Raw genomic sequence first — 17,314 nt, 5'->3', positions numbered from 1 at the left:
TAATAAACATAAACAAGTGTGGAGTATAATAAACACATGCCTATTAAGATTCCTGAAGGATTGCCAGCGCGAAGCATATTAGATGCTGAGCGAATTTTTGCATTGGAACGCCCAGAAGCAGAACAGCAGGATGTTCGACCACTTCGTTTGTTGATTTTGAATCTTATGCCCAAAAAAATCGAGACAGAAACTCAGCTTTTGAGACTCATCTCTAAGTCTCCTTTGCAAGTTGACGTCGATTTTATGAAAACTTCTACGCATGTATCGACACATGTTAGCGCTGATCATTTAGTAAAATTCTATGAAAATCTTGACGCACTTCGTAACAACTATTACGACGGATTCGTTGTGACGGGCGCTCCTGTTGAGCATATGGAATTTGAAGAAGTCGACTACTGGCACGAATTTACGCAAATTCTTGACTGGGCATCAACACACGTTTTCTCAACAATGTATTTGTGCTGGGGCGCAATGGGTGCGCTTTACTATCGATATGGCGTAAAAAAGCATGTTCTCAGCAAAAAAGTTTTTGGCGTGTTCCCGCAATATTTGCAGGATGAGTACTGTTTTCTTACAAATGGTTTTGATGAAATCGCTTTACAACCGCATTCTAGAATAGCGAGTGTTGATGTTGACAGCATTTCTGCAGATCAGCGTTTACAAATTCTTACGTATGGTCCCGAATCTGGTCCGGGATTAGTTGCTACGCGTGATTTTTCTGAAGTTTTTGCGCTAGGACATTGGGAATATGGCAAAATGACTCTTGCGCAGGAATATGAGCGTGACATGTTAAAAGGTTTGAGCAACGTGCCATTCCCTTACAACTATTTCCCTCATGACGATCCAAAATTAGAGCCACTATTTTCTTGGCGTGCGCACGCGAATTTGCTTTGGCGCAACTGGCTTAATTGGGTGTACGAAACTACGCCTTACAATCTTTCTGATATTCCTCATTTAAGAGCTGCTGGAAGGCTTGGAACTGAACGTTCTATAAGGCATGAGCCGGCTTCTCCGCGCTCCGATAATTTTTATCCATTTGACGGCATTAAGTACGGTATGAACAAATAAATTTTGAAGTTGCGTAATTATGTACAAGCAAAGAGTACAATCAGCAATTAGATATATTTTTCGTTTCGTGCCCCGCGCCTTACGAAATATGAAACATATGATCTAGTTGATATATATGCCGCGAGAATGATTGAATTGAGTATGTGAGTGAGCGGCACTGAATTGAGGCGTGTGAACGGATTGCTATAAGGAGGCACTTATGGATGTGATGGTTGATGTTTTACAGAAGACCACGACTGTAGCTTCTACTGTAGCTTCGAATAAACCAGAGCTACCTGATATTAGTGAGTTTTTGCCTCCAGAGATTTTGTTCCAAGGCACTCCATTTGCCATGAACCGAATTGTTATGGTGCGTATTATTATGGCCGTAATCGTTATGATTATTTTTGGCATTGGAGCAGCTCGCGCAAAAGTGGTTCCAGGAAGATTCCAAAGCGTGCTAGAAATTCTAATGGACTTTGTGCGATTTAACATTGTGTACGAAATGATTGGCGAAGAGCGCGGCAAGCGTTATGTGCCAATGATAACAACTCTTTTTATAACAATATTTTTCTTTAATCTTTGCTCAGTTATTCCAGGCTTAAATATGGCTGCAACAGCAACTATTACAGGGCCATTAGTGTTTGCTCTTTGGGTTGTATGCCAATACTTAATAACTGGAATTAGAGAAAAAGGATTCCTAACGTTCTTCCGCGAATCCTTGTTCCCAGCAGGCGTGCCATGGCCAATTTACTTTATTCTTACGCCATTGCAGCTTCTGGAATTGTTGATTGTGCGACCACTTTCGCTTACAATTCGTTTGTTTGCGAATATGATTGCTGGCCATTTGCTGGTGGCCACTTGTCTAGTATTCACCAACTTCTTTGTGGTGGATTCCAGCAATAAACTCCTTGCCTTAGGCGGTGCATTATGGCTGCTTGGTGGCATTCTGTTTACAGTATTCGAAGTAATAGTCGCAGGCTTGCAGGCGTTTATTTTTACCGTTCTTGCATCTGTGTATATTTCGGAAAGTTACCCCGAGAAAGAAGAAAAATCTGCTGTTGCTATTGCATAAATAGGTAAAACTAATTAAAGCTAGTTAAAGCAAACAGATAAAACAGGTTTGATAATCTTAGGGTTTATAACTGGTTACTGTTCCTAAAGAAAGGAAACCAATGAATAGTATCATCGCTCTCGCAGGATTGACGGGCAACCTTAGCATTCTAGGCTTTGCTGTTGCTACTCTTTCCCCTGCTATCGGAATGGCAATGGTTGTAGCCAAGGCTATGGAATCCACTGCACGCCAGCCAGAAGTTGGCAACCGTATTCAGTTGTTCATGTTTATTGGCTTGGCATTCATTGAGGTTCTGGGCTTGCTCGGATTCGTTGCCTACATTATGGGAAGCTGAACCGAACGAAACAACTCGTTCCAACGCATACAAGTGTTGAAAGAATAGAAAGGACAAGCCATGGCATATGCAGCCGAAACTAATAAACTGGCGTTGTTCTTGCCGGAGCCTTACGACGTTATATGGTCGCTGGTTGTTTTAGTTGTTCTTGCAGCGTTTTTCTACAAGTTCGTTATGCCTAAATTCCAGGCAATTCTTGATGAGCGTGCAGAAAAAATTGAAGGCGGAATGGCTAAGGCTGCTAATGTGCAGCGTGAAGCAGACGAGTTGAAGAGCCAGATTGAAAACGAACTTTCTCAAGCTCAAACTGATGCTGCAAATACTCGTGAAGAGGCTCGATCGGAAGCTTCAAAAATTATTGGCGAAGCTAGACAACGCGCTGAAAAGGATGCTGCGAAGATTATCAGTGAAGCACAGCATTCTATTGAGGCTCAGCATAAGCATGCCATGTCCAGCCTCCAAGGAGAAGTATCGGTTCTTGCAGCAGCTTTAGCTGGCAAGATTCTTGCATCCAAATTGGATGACGATACCGTCAGTTCCAAGATTATTGATCATGTGATCGATGAAGTTGGAGACACTAAAAATTCGGATCAAAGCAAGTAAAGTAATGTGCAAAACTGAATAATCGCAAAATAAAATTACGGTTATTTCGTTTTGTATTATTTGCGTTACTTCGTTTTTACAGAAACGAGGAGGTAAGAATGCCAGAAAAGGCAGCGCGAGTAAACGATAGTTTGTCGCGTTCTTCGCTTGCTCAGGCCATCTCAGATGCGCACGATGAAGCGCAGCGCATTTCGGACGAGCTTTCGTCAATGATGGACATGATTGATAAGTATCCTGAGCTTTCTGATGCGATTACTGATCCGAATAGGTCTTCGGAAGATAAGTCTCGCCTTATTGACGAGCTTATTGGAGGTAAGGCGCACCCTGTTGTATTGCGCATTATGCATTATCTAGTAGGAACTTGGCACGGAGGTGCCGAAAGCGGTAAAACAGGTAGCTTCGGCGGCGCTTGGTCAGGATTTGAGCGTGAAGCTGGAGAAACATTGGTTACAGTCACTACTGCTCAGCCGCTTACAGATAAGCAAATTAAGCGTTTGATTGAAATCTACAGCGATAAGTTGGGTCATCGTGCATACATTAACCCAATTGTGGATCCAAATGTGCTTGGTGGTATGCGTATACAAATCGGTGATCAAATAACCGATCGCACCATGTTGATGCAGCTTAAGCAGTTGCAGCGTTCTGCGCGAAATGGTGCTTGGACACAGGCAGTGAAGTAGTAAATTAAGGAGAATTATGGCGGAACTATCTATTGATCCCGCCCTGATACGCAAGGCACTCGACGGGTTCGTTGACTCGTATAAGCCTGCAGACATGCCAACGCAAGAAGTTGGCTATGTTGTTACGGCTGGTGACGGCATTGCGCACGTAGCTGGATTGTCCGGCTGCATGGCAAACGAGCTGCTCACATTCGAGAACGATACCTTGGGTCTTGCGTTCAACCTTGATGCACACGAAATCGGCGTTGTTATTCTCGGCGATTTTACAGGCATTGAGGAAGGGCAGGAAGTATACCGCACAGGCGAGGTGTTGTCTGTGCCGGTTGGTGACGCTTATCTTGGTCGTACCGTTGATCCGTTGGGTAATCCAATCGATGGTTTGGGTACGATTGAGTGCAATGAGCGTCGTATTCTTGAAGCCCAGGCTCCAGACGTTATTCACCGTCATCCAGTCGATGAACCATTGTCTACTGGTTTGAAGGCTATTGACGCAATGACGCCAATAGGTCGTGGTCAGCGCCAGTTGATTATTGGTGATCGTCAAACAGGTAAGACTGCAATCGCAATAGATACGATTATTAACCAGCGGGCTAACTGGGAAACTGGAGATCCAAAGAAACAGGTTCGCTGCATTTATGTAGCAATCGGTCAAAAGGGTTCCACTATTGCTTCAGTGCGTCAAAGCCTTGAAGAAGCAGGAGCTATGAAGTACACCACAATCGTGGCAAGCCCAGCTTCTGATTCTGCAGGTTTTAAATACATTGCACCTTACACTGGTTCTGCAATCGGTCAGCACTGGATGTACAACGGCAAACACGTTTTGATTGTTTTCGATGATTTGTCGAAACAAGCAGAAGCATACCGTTCAATTTCCCTGCTTTTGCGTCGTCCACCTGGGCGTGAAGCTTACCCAGGCGACGTGTTCTACTTGCACTCTCGTCTGCTTGAACGTTGTGCTAAGCTTTCTGACGATTTGGGTGGCGGTTCTATGACCGGTCTTCCAATTATCGAAACCAAGGCAAACGATGTTTCTGCATACATTCCAACCAACGTGATTTCTATCACCGATGGTCAGATCTTCTTGCAGTCTGATTTGTTCAACGCAGGTCAGCGTCCAGCAGTAGACGTTGGTATTTCCGTGTCTCGTGTTGGTGGCGCAGCTCAGGCTAAGGCTTTGAAGAAAGTCTCCGGCATGTTGAAGATTTCCTTGGCTCGTTACAAGTCTTTGGAATCCTTCGCAATGTTCGCTTCTGATTTGGATGCAGCCTCAAAGGCACAGCTTACTCGCGGCGCTCGTTTGACTGAGCTACTTAAGCAGAAGCAGTTCTCTCCTCGAGCAATGGAGCAAGAAGTTGTTTCTGTGTGGGCTGGTACTCATGGAAAGCTTGACGATATTCCTGTGAAGGATGTGTTGCGTTTTGAAAGCGAATTGTTGGATTACTTGGATAAAGGAACCGACATTTTGCAAGTAATTCGCGATACTGAAGACTTCACTAAGGAAACTGAAGCTAAGCTTGATGCAGCCATTGATGATTTCCGTAGGACGTTTAAGACATCTGCTGGCAAGCCTTTGATTGTAAAGGATTCTTTGCCGCCGGCTGAAAACCCTGCTCCTGTTGAGAAGGAACAGCTTGTAGCTAAGCCAAAAGCAGACAGTCGCGAGCCTGAGGGGAAGTAGCGTATGTCCTCCCAACTTGCATTGAAATCGAGAATTATTTCCACACAGTCTTTGGGTAAAATCTTTAAGGCTCAGGAAATGATTGCGTCTTCTCATATCGCTAAAGCGCGAGATATTGCGCTTAATGCTAAGCCTTATAGTGACGCAATTTTCGATGCCGTGCAGGCGTTGGTAGCTCATCACGAAGCAAATATTAAGCATCCTATTTTTGGTAAAGAGCATGCCGGCAATCGCGTAGCAGTTTTGGCTCTTACTTCTGATCGTGGTATGGCAGGTGCGTTTACGTCTTCGATTATTCGTGAGACTGAAGCACTTCTTGCAAAACTCGATGCAGAAGGTAAACATGCAGAACTGTACGTGTACGGTCGACGTGGTGCAACTTACTACAAGTATCGCAATCGCGATGTGGCAGGTACTTGGGAAGGTTCTACTGACCATCCTGACGTTACTATTGCTGAAAAGATTTCCGATACTTTAATGGACGCTTATATGACGCCGGAAGCAGAAGGCGGAGTTTCGGAACTGTATATTGTGTTCACTGAATTTATAAATATGGTGAGGCAAAAAGTTCGTACGTTACGCATGCTGCCAGTTGAGCTGGTTCCTTTGAAGGACGGTGAAGAGTTTTCTATGCATCGTCCTGACTATGAAGCAGCATCTGGTCCTTCAGCAGCGTTGTCGTCTACGAGCGCAGTTTCGGCTCGTGAAGAAGCAGTTAGCCGCAGCAATCCAGAAGCTGTGGAGTATTGCTTCGAACCAAGCCCGGATGAAGTATTGGATGCTGTTTTGCCGAAGTATATTCAGTCTCGTATTCACGAGTGCTTACTTACTTCTGCTGCTTCCGAAACGGCAAGCAGACAGAACGCTATGCATACGGCTACAGATAACGCCCGCAATTTGGTGGATGATTTGACAAGAAAGCTTAATGCTTCTCGTCAGGCATCCATTACTCAAGAACTTACCGAGATTATCGGCAGCGCTGATGCGCTGAATAATGAGGAGGATTAGGAGCATATGGCTGAAAATCAGACCACAGCGCCTCCAGAAGCTGAGCAGGAGGTCGATCCAACAGCTGGTCGCGTAACCCGCGTTCAGGGTTCCGTGATTGACGTTGAATTCCCAGTCGGCTATCTGCCGGATATTTACAATGCTCTCAAAGTCGATATTGCTACCGTTGGTAACACGGAAGGTGATACCGTTCACGAGATCACGCTGGAAGTTGAGCAGCACCTTGGTGATTCGACTGTGCGTGCAGTTGCTTTAAAGCCTACTGACGGTTTGGTTCGTGGTGCTTTAGTGCGAGATACTGGCGGTCCAATCTCTGTACCTGTTGGTGACGTTACTAAGGGTCACGTGTTCGATGTTACAGGCAACATTTTGAATGCTAAGCCTGGCGAGCATATTGAAGTAACTGAGCGTTGGCCAATTCACCGTAACCCACCTGCTTTTGATCAGCTTGAGTCTAAGACTCAGATGTTCGAAACTGGTATTAAGGTTATCGATTTGCTTACCCCTTACGTTCAGGGCGGTAAAATTGGTCTGTTCGGTGGTGCAGGCGTTGGTAAAACTGTGTTGATTCAGGAAATGATTCAGCGCGTTGCACAGAATCACGGTGGTGTGTCTGTGTTTGCTGGCGTTGGCGAACGTACCCGTGAAGGTAACGATTTGATTGGCGAAATGGCTGATGCTGGCGTTTTGGAGAAAACAGCGCTTGTCTTTGGTCAGATGGATGAGCCTCCTGGGACTCGTCTTCGTGTGCCTCTTACCGCTTTGACTATGGCTGAGTACTTCCGCGATGTGCAGAATCAGGATGTGTTGCTGTTCATCGATAACATATTCCGCTTTACTCAGGCTGGTTCTGAGGTGTCCACTTTGCTGGGTCGTATGCCTTCCGCAGTTGGTTACCAGCCAAACTTGGCAGATGAAATGGGTGCATTGCAGGAGCGTATTACTTCTACACGCGGCCATTCCATTACGTCACTTCAGGCTATTTACGTTCCTGCAGATGATTACACTGATCCTGCACCTGCAACAACCTTTACGCACTTGGATGCAACTACTGAGCTTTCACGTGATATTGCAGCTAAGGGTATTTACCCAGCTGTGGATCCTTTGACTTCTACTTCTAGAATTTTGGATCCGCGTTACGTTGGTCAGGCTCATTATGATTGCGCAAACCGCGTTAAGGCTATTTTGCAGCGTAACAAGGAGCTTCAGGACATCATCGCTTTGATTGGTATCGATGAGCTTGGTGAGGAAGATAAGACTACTGTGAGCCGCGCTCGTAAGATTGAGCAGTTCCTTGGTCAGAACTTCTATGTGGCTGAAAAGTTCACTGGTCGTCCAGGTTCTTATGTGCCAGCAGACGAAACCATTGAGGCATTCACTCGCATTTGCGATGGTGTTTACGATGAGATTCCTGAGCAGGCATTCTCTGGTATCGGTGGCATTGATGATCTTGAGCGTCGTTGGCACGATATGCAGCAAGAGTTTGGTGCGTGATTATGTCGGAGAAGCAAGTAAAATCGCTGCACGTTAGTGTGGTGGCAGCCAGGCATCCTGTTTGGGAAGGTGACGCCAAGTTCGTGGTTATTCCTTCTGTGAATGGCGCTATGGGCGTGCTTCCTGGACATGAGGCTGTGCTTGCGTTGATTGATCACGGTTTTGTGAAGGTTGACGATTTGAAGGGTGTGCGTCACGTTTTTAAAGTGACAGACGGCTTCTTCTCTGTTGATTCTGATCATATTACTATTGCTGTTGAGCATAGTTGTAACGTTGATAAAGACGGCAACGTGCTGCCTAACGCTAAGGTGATTTAGGCTTACGTATAAGTGAAGTAAGCGAAAAGGCAGGAGTTTGGGTATCCCGAGCTCCTGCCTTTTGTTTTTGGCGCGCGTTGTAAAGTTTCTGACGTTTTTTGGTGTGTAGACGACTTTTTCTTTACTCGCGTGTAAAGTTTCTGCCGTTTTTCTGCTATTTCGCGACTGTTTCTTTACATGACTGTAAAGTTTCTGACGTTTTACAGCCTTAATCCGACCGAAACTTTACGCCGCTGTAAAGTTTCTGCCGCGCAGTGGTGCGAGGTTTGTTATGAGCTTTGGTTTGGGTTTTGGGATTGTGTTGGCGATAGTAGCAGTATCGCGCTCCAATTTGGAATCATCGTTAATTTTGTTTTCAGAATCGCAGTATGTAGTATTTTTCACTTTTGAAAATAGATGCGTATTTTCACTTTCAAAACTGTAATATTTTTTCACTTTTGAAAGTGAGTGCCTATTTGTGTTCGCGTTCGCTTGTTTGTTTTCTTGCTTGCGCTCGCGCGAAGGCTCTTTTCTTTTGTGTTTTGCGGATTTTTGTGTGAGCTACATGTAATATCATTCACGTTGTGCTCAGTTTGCGTTAAGCAGCCATTGTGCTATGTCTATTACGCGGATTCCTTCAATGTCATAAGAATCGTGACGCGTATTTGCAAGCAGGATTTTAGGGTAAGCGTCTTTTATTGCTTTTAGTGGCGCAAGTTCGCGCTCCAACGTTGCGTTGTCACTAATATTGTCTGAAACTTGAATATAAAGCTTTTCGCTCGCCTTTATTGCCACAAAATCTACTTCTTTTTGATAAAGTTTACCAACGTAAATTGAGTATCCTCTTCGCATAAGCTCAAGTGCCACAATATTTTCGTATGCTCTTCCGTAATCCATGTTGCGAGTGCCCAGAATTGCGTAGCGAAGTGCAGTATCTGCTAAATAGTATTTTTCGTTTGTTTCTAAGTATTTTTTGCCGCGAATATCGTAGCGTTTTACTTTATAAAACATGAATGCATTACATAGATATTTTAGATAATTGCCAACAGTTATGTGAGTTGTTTCAATCTGATTCTGCTTAAGTATTGAGCTTACATTATTTGCGGTTGTGAGATTTGCAATATTATCCATTAAAAATTCGCATATTGAGTCAAGAAGTGACACTTCCGATATTGCGTATTTGTCTACTAAATCGCGTTTAACAAGAGTTGTATACACGTTTTTTATGTACGCTTTTGCATCGTCTTGGTTAGCGTAAACGTATGAGCCGGCAAGTCCTCCCTGTTGTAAATACTTTTGCAAAGCATCGTTAAAGTTGCTTGTTATTTCAAAGTATTCGCAATATTCTGCAAAGCTGAAAGGGAATACTGGTATCTCAATAAATCTTCCACTAAATAGTGTTGCAAGATCCGAGCTAAGTAAGAATGCGTTGGATCCCGTTAAGTAAATATCGTATTTATTGCTATTGTGAAGGCTATTAATCGCAAGCTCAAATTTTGGGCATAATTGCACTTCGTCAATCATGAGAACGTTGTAAGCATCTGATATATAACGACTTTCAACGTATGCAAAAAGGCTTTTGTAATTTTTCAGATTTTCATAATTTAGGTTATTAAAGTCAATGTTGATTATGTTAAGTTGCTGATTATCTAGGTTATTTTGTTGTTGTAGTGCGTTTGGAAGTTGCGCATGCTTTGCTGACGCGTAAAGTTTGCTACTTTGATTGCTGTAGGTGTTTTCTAAATACGTGCGGTAAGCGCGCAGCAACTCCGATTTTCCGCTGCGTCGAATCCCGGTAATGATTTTTATATCTGGTGTGCCTTTAAGTCGCTTTAGGCGATTTAAGTAATCTGTTCTCTCAATGAGTTTCATTTCAATCGCCTTTCGTCTTCAGAATCGTAGTATTTTTCACTTTTGAAAGCAGATTCGTATTTTCACTTTCAAAACTTTAATTTTATTTTATTTTTGAAAGTATTATATCATTTTCACTTTCAAAACTGTAATATTTTTTCACTTTTGAAAGTGAGTGTCTATTTGTGTTCGCGTTCGCTTGTTTGTTTTCTTGCTTGCGCTCGCGCGAAGGCTCTTTTCTTTATGCATTTTCCGATTGCGTTCTGTTTTTTGTGTTTTGCGGCTTGTGCAAATATCATCTGACTTCGCAAAATTAAAAAATTTTCAAATTTGCGAAGTGGGATTTGCTTAGTTTTAAAGTGCGTAAATCATGTTGCACCGAAACTAGTGGCGTTATGTTGCCGATGCTGGATTCGTCAAATCGCAAAATATGATGCAACAAAAATGTGTTGTAAGCAGAATATGCAGTAATCAAAATGCGTTGCGAATAGTAAAATAGTGCGTAGTTATTTTTGATTTGGGTGCGTGTGTTGGCAGGGAGAAGAAATGATTGATAAAGAAACGCAACGTAGGCGTCAAGAAAATTTGGGTCTTGCAATAGCTTCAGGCAGACTTGAAGGCAATTCGCCTTCAAAAGAGTTTCTTTATGACGCAAATCAATATGCTAAAGGTCTTATAACCAGTGACGAATTTGTTGCTAGAATGCGTTCTAGATATGGCGTAATGGATTAAGTTATTGGGTTGTGTGCGTCGTGGAAACAGTTTTTGACCCTTATCTTATTCCTCACACAAGGGTATTGAAGAACAAATCTAATATAAATAATCAGATTGAATTAGATAAATATGAGAACGATGCTGTTCTCACAAGATGTTCTATTTTGTACGAAAATTTGCCGCATGCTGAAGGAACTGTTAAGCAATTGCAGTGGATTCATCATTATCTTTTCCAGGATGTTTACGATTGGGCTGGTCAGATTCGCACTATTGACATGTCTAAAGGCGGTGGCGAGCCGTTTCATCCGCTTGAATATATGGGCGTTGGAATTCGCTACTGCGAGCAAACGCTTAAAAATGATAATTTATTACAAGGTTTATCTATTGACGAGTTTATTAGTAAGCTAAGCGTAAATTACAATAATTTTAATGTTTTACACCCATTTCGTGAGGGCAATGGTAGAACGCAACGCGTTTTTTGGGATATAGTTGCGCGAGATGCTGGATACCATTTCGATTGGGGATTAATAACGCAGCGTGTTAACGACGAAGCTTCAATCCAGGCTAAAGATGCTAACGATACAAAGCTTCTTGAGGGCATGTTCCACATTATTACAAAGCCTTTGAATATTGAGCTTTTAGCTCAACAGCAGTTTGCTCATCTTGTTGAAGAAGAATACGAATACGCGCCGAATGTGGCTAGTGTTTTGCAAGATAAGGATTACGCTGCGTATAAAACGCGTTATGGTATAGATTGAATCTAGCAATTATGTATCGCTATAGTGTGCAATCTAAACTTGCAAAAATACAAAGTTTGAGTTATCAATAACTTAAACTCACGAAAAAGAAAAGTTTAGGTCATGAATGACTTAAACTTGTAAAAGGTGGATTTTGTTGCGACTTCTGCTTGCGAAAAGCTTTATATTCAAGTAACTGAAAGCATGATGGATGAGTCTATGCGCGAGCGAGAGTTAAAGCCGCTTCGGAAGATTCAGAATAATTATGAAAAGCTGGTTATTACTTTGAGTAAGGCTTTAGATGATTACGACGGCATTCGTGTTGAAAACATTGTTGATTGGTTGCTTAAGTAGCGTTGTTTATTTGTTTCTTAGCTAGTTGTTATGGGTATTCATTAAAACGCGTAAATCGTGCTACGCAGAAACGAGTTGCGTTATGTTGCCAGTGCCGTAAATATTTCTATAATGCGTTTTTGCAAAAATTTTGGTATAGATGAATATTTTTTGCACGCTATGCCTTCATTTTGCCAGAATGTAGGTATAGGCGAATGTTTTTGTGTGCTATGCTGCTATTTTTTAAAAATGTCGGTATAGAATGAGACTGTCTGTAAACTATGTCGACATTTTGCTGTTTTTGTTGTTTTGTTGCGGATTTTGACGAGTAACAGAGAGTTTTGACTTAGGGATTGAAGCAAGCGATGTTTAGGAATGTTGTTGCGATTGAGCGCGCGCTTGGAACGGGGATTATTATCTCTAGCAGCAAGCCGATTTCGCAGCGCGTGCAGAAGCGGATTCGCGCTTTTGTTGAAGAGTATGAATCGGTGCTTTCGCGCTTTCGTGAAGATTCGTTTGTTTCGCGCATGGCTCGTGCGGAGCATGGCGGTGAGTTTGAGTTTCCGGCGTGGACACAGCCGCTTTTTGCAATTTACGACGAGTTTTACGATGCCACTCGCGGAGCTTTCGACGCTTGTATTGGCGCGGATTTGCTTGCGCTTGGCTACGATAATTCCGTGCAATTCGTTCCGGAGCCGGCTGGCAGTGCGAACAAGGATAGTGGCAGTGTCAGTGGCAGCTGGAGCAAATATCGCCGCTCTCTTCCAGTTAAGTGGGCAGATATTTCTCGAGATGACAGCGGCACAACGCTTCACACAAATCAGCCAGTGCAGCTTGATTTTGGGGCAGCTGGGAAGGGTTATTTTGTAGATCTTGTAACGAATATTCTTAAAGACGAGCTTGGTGACGATTCGCTTTCGGATTGCGATTTTTTGGTAAATGCCGGCGGTGATATGCGCGCTTGCTTTAGCGATGAAGATTACCAAATAAAAGTTGCGCTGGAAAATCCTTTTGATACAACGCAAGCAGTTGGAGTGGCATCAATTGCAAGCGGAGCGTTGTGTGCTTCGTCTGCTGCAAGAAAGCGTTGGAAAGTAAAAGACGCAAATTGCCTTGCAGACAATGCTTTTGAATCTAATTTAATTGCAACTCATCTGATTAACGCTTTAGACGGCGTTCCTTCGCAAAAACTTTCTGCAAGCTGGGCGTATATTCCTGCTAAAACTTGCGCTTTTCCAACTGCTTATGCCGACGCGCTCGCAACTGCGCTTTTTGTTTCGCAAGAAAACGATTTGCAAAAAATTGTGCAAACTGCCGGCGCTGAGTTTGTTGTAATCTCGCCAAATTATGCGCTTCGCAAAACGGCCGCCTTTCCAGCGTATTTTTTTGCTGCATAATCGCAAAAAGATTGATAATTATCGTTATCAATATCATTTTTGTAATATTTGCGTGTTTTTTGCGTAGAACTATATCAATCTACATGATATGTCGATATTATGTACCTGTGGGGCCTTTGTAATGGCAAGTTTTAGTTGGGTGCGCTCAATTTGGGGTAGAGCGCGTAGATATGCAGAAATGCGTTAACGCAAAAGGCGTAAAACGCGTGAGAAGTGCGGAATCGCAAGAAGACGCGGAAGAACGCGAGGAGATGTTATGCGCGCGTATGTAAAAGTGCGCCGAATTATTCGTGACTCGGCTGCACTGATTCTGGCTGTGTGCATGTTGGTAGGTTGCATAGTGAGTTCGTTCGCTACAACTATTCCAGCTTTTGCAACAGATGCGGATCGTTCATATACTAGCTGGACAGAAGTTTCTAAAGCAATTAATAAAGAATTGCTACAAGGTCAATCAGAATACAATAGTGGCAATAATTCTGGAGCTGCAACTCGATTTGAAGCAGCATACAATTCCGTTTATGTTGCTTCTAATATGATTACGGTTGTGCGAGATGCAATCGGGCAGAATAAAGTTCAGGCACAAACTGATCAATTCCAGCAGCTACAAACGCTTGTATACCAGCAAAATCAAGGTTCACAAATAAGTGCTGTTTCAACGGCTCTTTCAGTGGATGTTGCACAAACTGCATCTAGTCTCGATGCCAACTTAAAAGTGGATAAGCCAAATGTTTATGCACAAAAGTTGCGTGCGCAAATTAAAGCAGAGCGCAAAAAGCTTGATGCTGCAAAAAAGAAAAACCTCGGGCGCAATGGTCGTACGTGGGGTCAAGTTGCTCGAGAAATGAACGTTATTCTCGACAAGTCTGTTGCAAAATACAAGTCTGCAAAAGGTAATAAAACTCAAGTAGCATCTGCAGTTGATTTAATTAACGAAGCCTATTACCAGTATTACGAAAAGCTTGGTTTCGAGAAGAACGTGATGAATGCAATAAGCGGAAGTCGCGTTTCGACTGTCGAGTATCAATTCAAAGAGTGCCGCCAAACAATGAACAACGGCGGAACTATTGAGCAAGCTAAAAAGTTCGTAACGGATCTTAAAGCGATGCTTATTGAAGACGCAGCAAAATTAGACAAAGGCGCATCTTCAAGCGCAAATCCATTTATGCAATTCATAACTAGCTCATTCGGTCAGGCTTTCGTAATTTTGCTTCGTGAAGGTTTGGAAGCGTTGCTAGTTGTTGCAGCAATTATTGCTTACCTTGTTAAATCCGGTCACAAGAATATGGTGAAGTATATTTACCTAGGTATTGCGGCTGGAATTGTGGCATCTCTTGCTGTAGCTGCACTATTCGGCTTGCTATTTAATGGTTCTGGTCCGCAGCAGGAGATTACAGAAGGCGTTGTTGCATTGTTCGCAATGCTTATGCTGCTTTACACGAGTAATTGGATGATTTCTAGATCTTCAGTGCAAGCATGGAATAAGTATATTAGTGAGCAAACAACGGCAGCAGTTTCTAAGGGAAGTTTGGTTTCTTTAGCGTTATTGAGTTTCCTTGCGGTGTTCCGCGAAGGTGCTGAAACTGTAATCTTCTATCAAGCAATCTTTGCAGTTTCAAACGGAGCTGACTCTATGATTTGGGGAGGCTTCATTTCCGCTGCTGCAGTTCTTGTAGTGATATTCTTGCTGATTCGTTTCGCATCTGTGCGCATACCAATTCGCCCATTCTTTACTGGAACAAGCGCTCTTATGTCTGTTCTCGTAGTAATTTTTGCGGGCGGTGGCGTGCACGCGTTAATCGAGGGCGATGCTCTCGAAGGAATGTATATTCAAGGCTTGCCAACTAACGATTGGCTTGGGTTCTATCCGTATGTTGAGACGATTGTTGCTCAAATTGTGGCAGCAATTGTTGTGATTTCACTGCTTTGCGTATCTATTGCGCGAAGTCGTGGGAAACGCGCGATAGAAAATAAATAAGCAAAACAACAAATAACCAACTAATAAATAATTAATAAACAACCAATAACAACAATTAAATAAAAATAACTAACAACAAACACAGAAGGTTAGATATGAAGAATAATAAAATGACAGCAATTGCAGCTTTAGCTCTTGCTGGACTGCTTGCGCTTGCTGGATGCGGTTCCAATGGCAATTCAGCTAAAACTGATGCTAAGTCACAAGCAACCGAGCAGAAGTCTGATAACAAGTCCGACGACAAGGGCGGCGATAAGGGCTTTGAGGAGGTTCCAGTTGGTCCTCACCAAGATCAGAACATTGGACCTCTTACTATTGGTGCCGTGTACTTCCAGCCAGTTGATATGCTCCCAGCCGGTATGGGTTTGAAGGCAAGTGAAGCAAGCTTCCACCTTGAAGCCGATATCCACGCTAACCAAAAAGGTACAAAGCTTGGCTACGGTAAGGGCGAGTTCATTCCAGATTTGACTGTGAATTATGAGATTGTCGATAAGACAAGCGGTGAATCCGTTGGCAAGGGTACTTTTATGCAGATGAACGCTTCCGATGGCCCTCACTACGGTGCAAACGTTAAGCTTGACAAGGCTGGAAATTACAAGCTCGTGCTTTCTATTGAATCCCCAGAAAAGAAGGGTTGGATGCTTCACGTCGATCCTGCTACCGGCGTAACCGGTCGCTTCTGGACTGAGCCAATTAAGGCAACCTTCGACGATTGGAAGTACACTCCTCGTCAGTGGTAGTGATAGCTAGTTAATAATTAGTGATTAATTAATAATTTTAGTAAATAATAAGTAACAGCAAAGGAGGGAGTTATGCTCAGACTGTTTGTGGCAGTTATGCCTGGGCTGCTCCCTCTTACGCTACTCACAATGGGATTAAGCACATCGCTCACTGTTGGCGAGGGGCGAGATAAGCCTCTAAGCGCACGTTGGAGATTGTATGGGCTGTCTGCAGGCACAGTTGCAGCTCTTATTTTTGCTATACTTCGCGCATCTGTGGTCATTAATCAGCGAAACTTTGTTAATATGCCGGCGTTGTGCATTGCAGTTCCGCTTGATATTGCTGCAATTATTGTGGTTATCTTTTCACACAAAATAGTAAGAAATTGGCGTAATTGCCCGCTTTTAATGCACATAAGTAACGTGATTGGTGCATGTTGTTTAGCGTTTACTGTGTTTTATGCTTTACCAGATGTTATTTTGCAGCTTACTATTTTCGTAGATTCAAGCACTCCGCCTTTTACATCAGACATGTTGCTTCGCGCGCTTGGTTTTGTACTTGGCGTTATTGCTGCTATTTGCTTAAGCCTTATGGTTCGTTCTTTGCGCACTACATCTAACGCTATTTGCTTCAAAATTGCTGTAGTTTTAAGCATGATTATTTTGCTAGTGCAGCACATAACTTCACTTTTGCAGATTATGCAAGGAAGCATTCTGCTTTATATGGATGATTTTTCTTTCAGCGTGCTTGTTTGGCTAATTAATAACGCTCCGTTAATGATTATGGCGCAAATTAGCGTGTTCATGATTCCTGCTGCTGCATCCGTAATAATCGGCTTTAAAACGGCTGTAGTTGGTGAAAATGCTGCAGAAATTCGCACGAAGCGAGCGTTTAAAAGGAAATCACGAAAGTCTGCGCTCGCAGCTCTTTTGGCTGCTATAACAGTAATACTTACGCTTACTGTAGGCGTATCTATTATGAATATTAAACCAACTCTTACGCCTCCAGAACCGTACGAATTGCACGATGGTGTTGCGACTATTAATTACGTTCAAGTTTCAGATGGTCATTTGCATCGCTTCCAATACAAAGCAAAAGACGGCACTGTTATGCGCTTTATAATCATCAAAAAGAATGGTGGAGCGTATGGCGTTGGCTTGGATGCTTGCGAAAACTGTGGAGATGCAGGCTACTATGAAAAAGACGGTAAGATTATTTGCCGTAAATGTGACGTAGCAATTAATTTGGCAACTATCGGTTTTAAAGGTGGTTGCAATCCGATTCCGTTCCCGTATAAGGCGGGGCATGGCAAAATCACAATTCATACCGCTGATTTAGACGTGCTCAGTTCGCATTTTAAGTAAGGGAGAGT

Annotated in this window: 17 protein-coding genes; 16 read left to right on the top strand and 1 reads right to left on the bottom strand. The window is 43.1% G+C overall.

The annotated features are described in order from the left end of the window. Nucleotides 1-36: 36 nt before the first annotated feature. The 9 genes from HXT26_RS05715 to HXT26_RS05675 all read left to right on the top strand — a co-directional run bounded on the left by HXT26_RS05715 (nt 37) and on the right by HXT26_RS05675 (nt 8,236). Complete coding sequence (locus tag HXT26_RS05715; RefSeq protein ID WP_032842366.1) at nt 37-1,068, top strand: homoserine O-succinyltransferase; 1,032 nt, start codon at nt 37-39, stop codon at nt 1,066-1,068. 199 nt (nt 1,069-1,267) lie between these two features. Then, nucleotides 1,268-2,122 (top strand): F0F1 ATP synthase subunit A, encoded by an 855-nt coding sequence (gene atpB, locus HXT26_RS05710; protein WP_004105753.1) that lies wholly within the window; start codon nt 1,268-1,270, stop codon nt 2,120-2,122. A 100-nt stretch (nt 2,123-2,222) separates the two neighbouring features. Beyond that, complete coding sequence (gene atpE / locus HXT26_RS05705; protein ID WP_101885843.1) at nt 2,223-2,456, top strand: ATP synthase F0 subunit C; 234 nt, start codon at nt 2,223-2,225, stop codon at nt 2,454-2,456. Between the two features lie 60 nt (nt 2,457-2,516). After that, nucleotides 2,517-3,059: a F0F1 ATP synthase subunit B gene (locus HXT26_RS05700; RefSeq protein WP_101885844.1), complete on the top strand. Its 543-nt coding sequence runs from the start codon at nt 2,517-2,519 to the stop codon at nt 3,057-3,059. 98 nt (nt 3,060-3,157) lie between these two features. Then, entirely contained in the window at nt 3,158-3,739 is a 582-nt protein-coding gene (locus HXT26_RS05695; protein WP_004105743.1) for a F0F1 ATP synthase subunit delta, read from the top strand. A 16-nt stretch (nt 3,740-3,755) separates the two neighbouring features. Continuing rightward, nucleotides 3,756-5,417 carry a F0F1 ATP synthase subunit alpha gene (gene atpA / locus HXT26_RS05690; RefSeq protein ID WP_415707394.1) on the top strand — a complete coding sequence of 554 codons (1,662 nt, stop codon included), beginning with the start codon at nt 3,756-3,758 and terminating at the stop codon, nt 5,415-5,417. Between the two features lie 3 nt (nt 5,418-5,420). Next, nucleotides 5,421-6,425 (top strand): F0F1 ATP synthase subunit gamma, encoded by a 1,005-nt coding sequence (locus tag HXT26_RS05685; protein WP_004574170.1) that lies wholly within the window; start codon nt 5,421-5,423, stop codon nt 6,423-6,425. Nucleotides 6,426-6,431: 6 nt separating this feature from the next. After that, complete coding sequence (gene atpD, locus HXT26_RS05680; protein WP_004105740.1) at nt 6,432-7,919, top strand: F0F1 ATP synthase subunit beta; 1,488 nt, start codon at nt 6,432-6,434, stop codon at nt 7,917-7,919. Nucleotides 7,920-7,921: 2 nt separating this feature from the next. Continuing rightward, complete coding sequence (locus HXT26_RS05675) at nt 7,922-8,236, top strand: F0F1 ATP synthase subunit epsilon (protein WP_032835331.1); 315 nt, start codon at nt 7,922-7,924, stop codon at nt 8,234-8,236. Between the two features lie 567 nt (nt 8,237-8,803). On the opposite strand, the gene HXT26_RS05670 is transcribed toward HXT26_RS05675, so the two are convergent. After that, nucleotides 8,804-10,087 (bottom strand): ATP-binding protein, encoded by a 1,284-nt coding sequence (locus HXT26_RS05670; RefSeq protein WP_422111978.1) that lies wholly within the window; start codon nt 10,085-10,087, stop codon nt 8,804-8,806. Nucleotides 10,088-10,612: 525 nt separating this feature from the next. Between HXT26_RS05670 and HXT26_RS05665 the strand changes: the two genes are divergently transcribed. From HXT26_RS05665 to HXT26_RS05635, 7 genes are all read left to right on the top strand, one after another. Continuing rightward, complete coding sequence (locus HXT26_RS05665) at nt 10,613-10,798, top strand: antitoxin VbhA family protein (protein WP_004105736.1); 186 nt, start codon at nt 10,613-10,615, stop codon at nt 10,796-10,798. 20 nt (nt 10,799-10,818) lie between these two features. Continuing rightward, nucleotides 10,819-11,538, top strand: a complete 720-nt coding sequence (locus HXT26_RS05660; RefSeq protein ID WP_422111977.1) for a Fic/DOC family protein — start codon at nt 10,819-10,821, stop codon at nt 11,536-11,538. A 126-nt stretch (nt 11,539-11,664) separates the two neighbouring features. Beyond that, the gene (locus HXT26_RS05655; protein ID WP_422111976.1) at nt 11,665-11,871 is read left to right on the top strand and encodes a hypothetical protein; all 207 of its coding nucleotides are present in this window, start codon (nt 11,665-11,667) and stop codon (nt 11,869-11,871) included. A gap of 344 nt (nt 11,872-12,215) precedes the next feature. Further along, on the top strand, nt 12,216-13,247 hold the full coding sequence (locus tag HXT26_RS05650) for an FAD:protein FMN transferase (RefSeq protein WP_422111975.1): 1,032 nt from the start codon (nt 12,216-12,218) through the stop codon (nt 13,245-13,247). Nucleotides 13,248-13,503: 256 nt separating this feature from the next. Further along, a complete protein-coding gene (locus HXT26_RS05645; protein ID WP_112928856.1) occupies nt 13,504-15,222 on the top strand; it encodes an FTR1 family iron permease in 1,719 nt (572 codons plus the stop codon). A 95-nt stretch (nt 15,223-15,317) separates the two neighbouring features. After that, on the top strand, nt 15,318-15,962 hold the full coding sequence (locus HXT26_RS05640) for an iron transporter (RefSeq protein ID WP_422111974.1): 645 nt from the start codon (nt 15,318-15,320) through the stop codon (nt 15,960-15,962). A gap of 72 nt (nt 15,963-16,034) precedes the next feature. Further along, nucleotides 16,035-17,306 carry a Fe-S-containing protein gene (locus HXT26_RS05635; protein WP_422111973.1) on the top strand — a complete coding sequence of 424 codons (1,272 nt, stop codon included), beginning with the start codon at nt 16,035-16,037 and terminating at the stop codon, nt 17,304-17,306. Nucleotides 17,307-17,314 lie beyond the last annotated feature (8 nt).

The sequence above is a fragment of the Gardnerella sp. DNF00497B genome, assembly GCF_049262725.1.
Classification (GTDB): Bacteria; Actinomycetota; Actinomycetes; order Actinomycetales; family Bifidobacteriaceae; genus Bifidobacterium; species Bifidobacterium leopoldii.
Note: the sequence above shows the minus strand (reverse complement) of the source record. Positions and strands in the feature narration are given on the sequence as shown.

Coding starts and splice junctions, on each gene's coding strand:
- HXT26_RS05715 (WP_032842366.1), top strand. CDS start 37: ATGCCTATTAAGATTCCTGAAGGATTGCCAGCGCGAAGCATATTAGAT.
- atpB (WP_004105753.1), top strand. CDS start 1,268: ATGGATGTGATGGTTGATGTTTTACAGAAGACCACGACTGTAGCTTCT.
- atpE (WP_101885843.1), top strand. CDS start 2,223: ATGAATAGTATCATCGCTCTCGCAGGATTGACGGGCAACCTTAGCATT.
- HXT26_RS05700 (WP_101885844.1), top strand. CDS start 2,517: ATGGCATATGCAGCCGAAACTAATAAACTGGCGTTGTTCTTGCCGGAG.
- HXT26_RS05695 (WP_004105743.1), top strand. CDS start 3,158: ATGCCAGAAAAGGCAGCGCGAGTAAACGATAGTTTGTCGCGTTCTTCG.
- atpA (WP_415707394.1), top strand. CDS start 3,756: ATGGCGGAACTATCTATTGATCCCGCCCTGATACGCAAGGCACTCGAC.
- HXT26_RS05685 (WP_004574170.1), top strand. CDS start 5,421: ATGTCCTCCCAACTTGCATTGAAATCGAGAATTATTTCCACACAGTCT.
- atpD (WP_004105740.1), top strand. CDS start 6,432: ATGGCTGAAAATCAGACCACAGCGCCTCCAGAAGCTGAGCAGGAGGTC.
- HXT26_RS05675 (WP_032835331.1), top strand. CDS start 7,922: ATGTCGGAGAAGCAAGTAAAATCGCTGCACGTTAGTGTGGTGGCAGCC.
- HXT26_RS05670 (WP_422111978.1), bottom strand. CDS start 10,087: ATGAAACTCATTGAGAGAACAGATTACTTAAATCGCCTAAAGCGACTT.
- HXT26_RS05665 (WP_004105736.1), top strand. CDS start 10,613: ATGATTGATAAAGAAACGCAACGTAGGCGTCAAGAAAATTTGGGTCTT.
- HXT26_RS05650 (WP_422111975.1), top strand. CDS start 12,216: ATGTTTAGGAATGTTGTTGCGATTGAGCGCGCGCTTGGAACGGGGATT.
- HXT26_RS05645 (WP_112928856.1), top strand. CDS start 13,504: ATGCGCGCGTATGTAAAAGTGCGCCGAATTATTCGTGACTCGGCTGCA.
- HXT26_RS05640 (WP_422111974.1), top strand. CDS start 15,318: ATGAAGAATAATAAAATGACAGCAATTGCAGCTTTAGCTCTTGCTGGA.
- HXT26_RS05635 (WP_422111973.1), top strand. CDS start 16,035: ATGCTCAGACTGTTTGTGGCAGTTATGCCTGGGCTGCTCCCTCTTACG.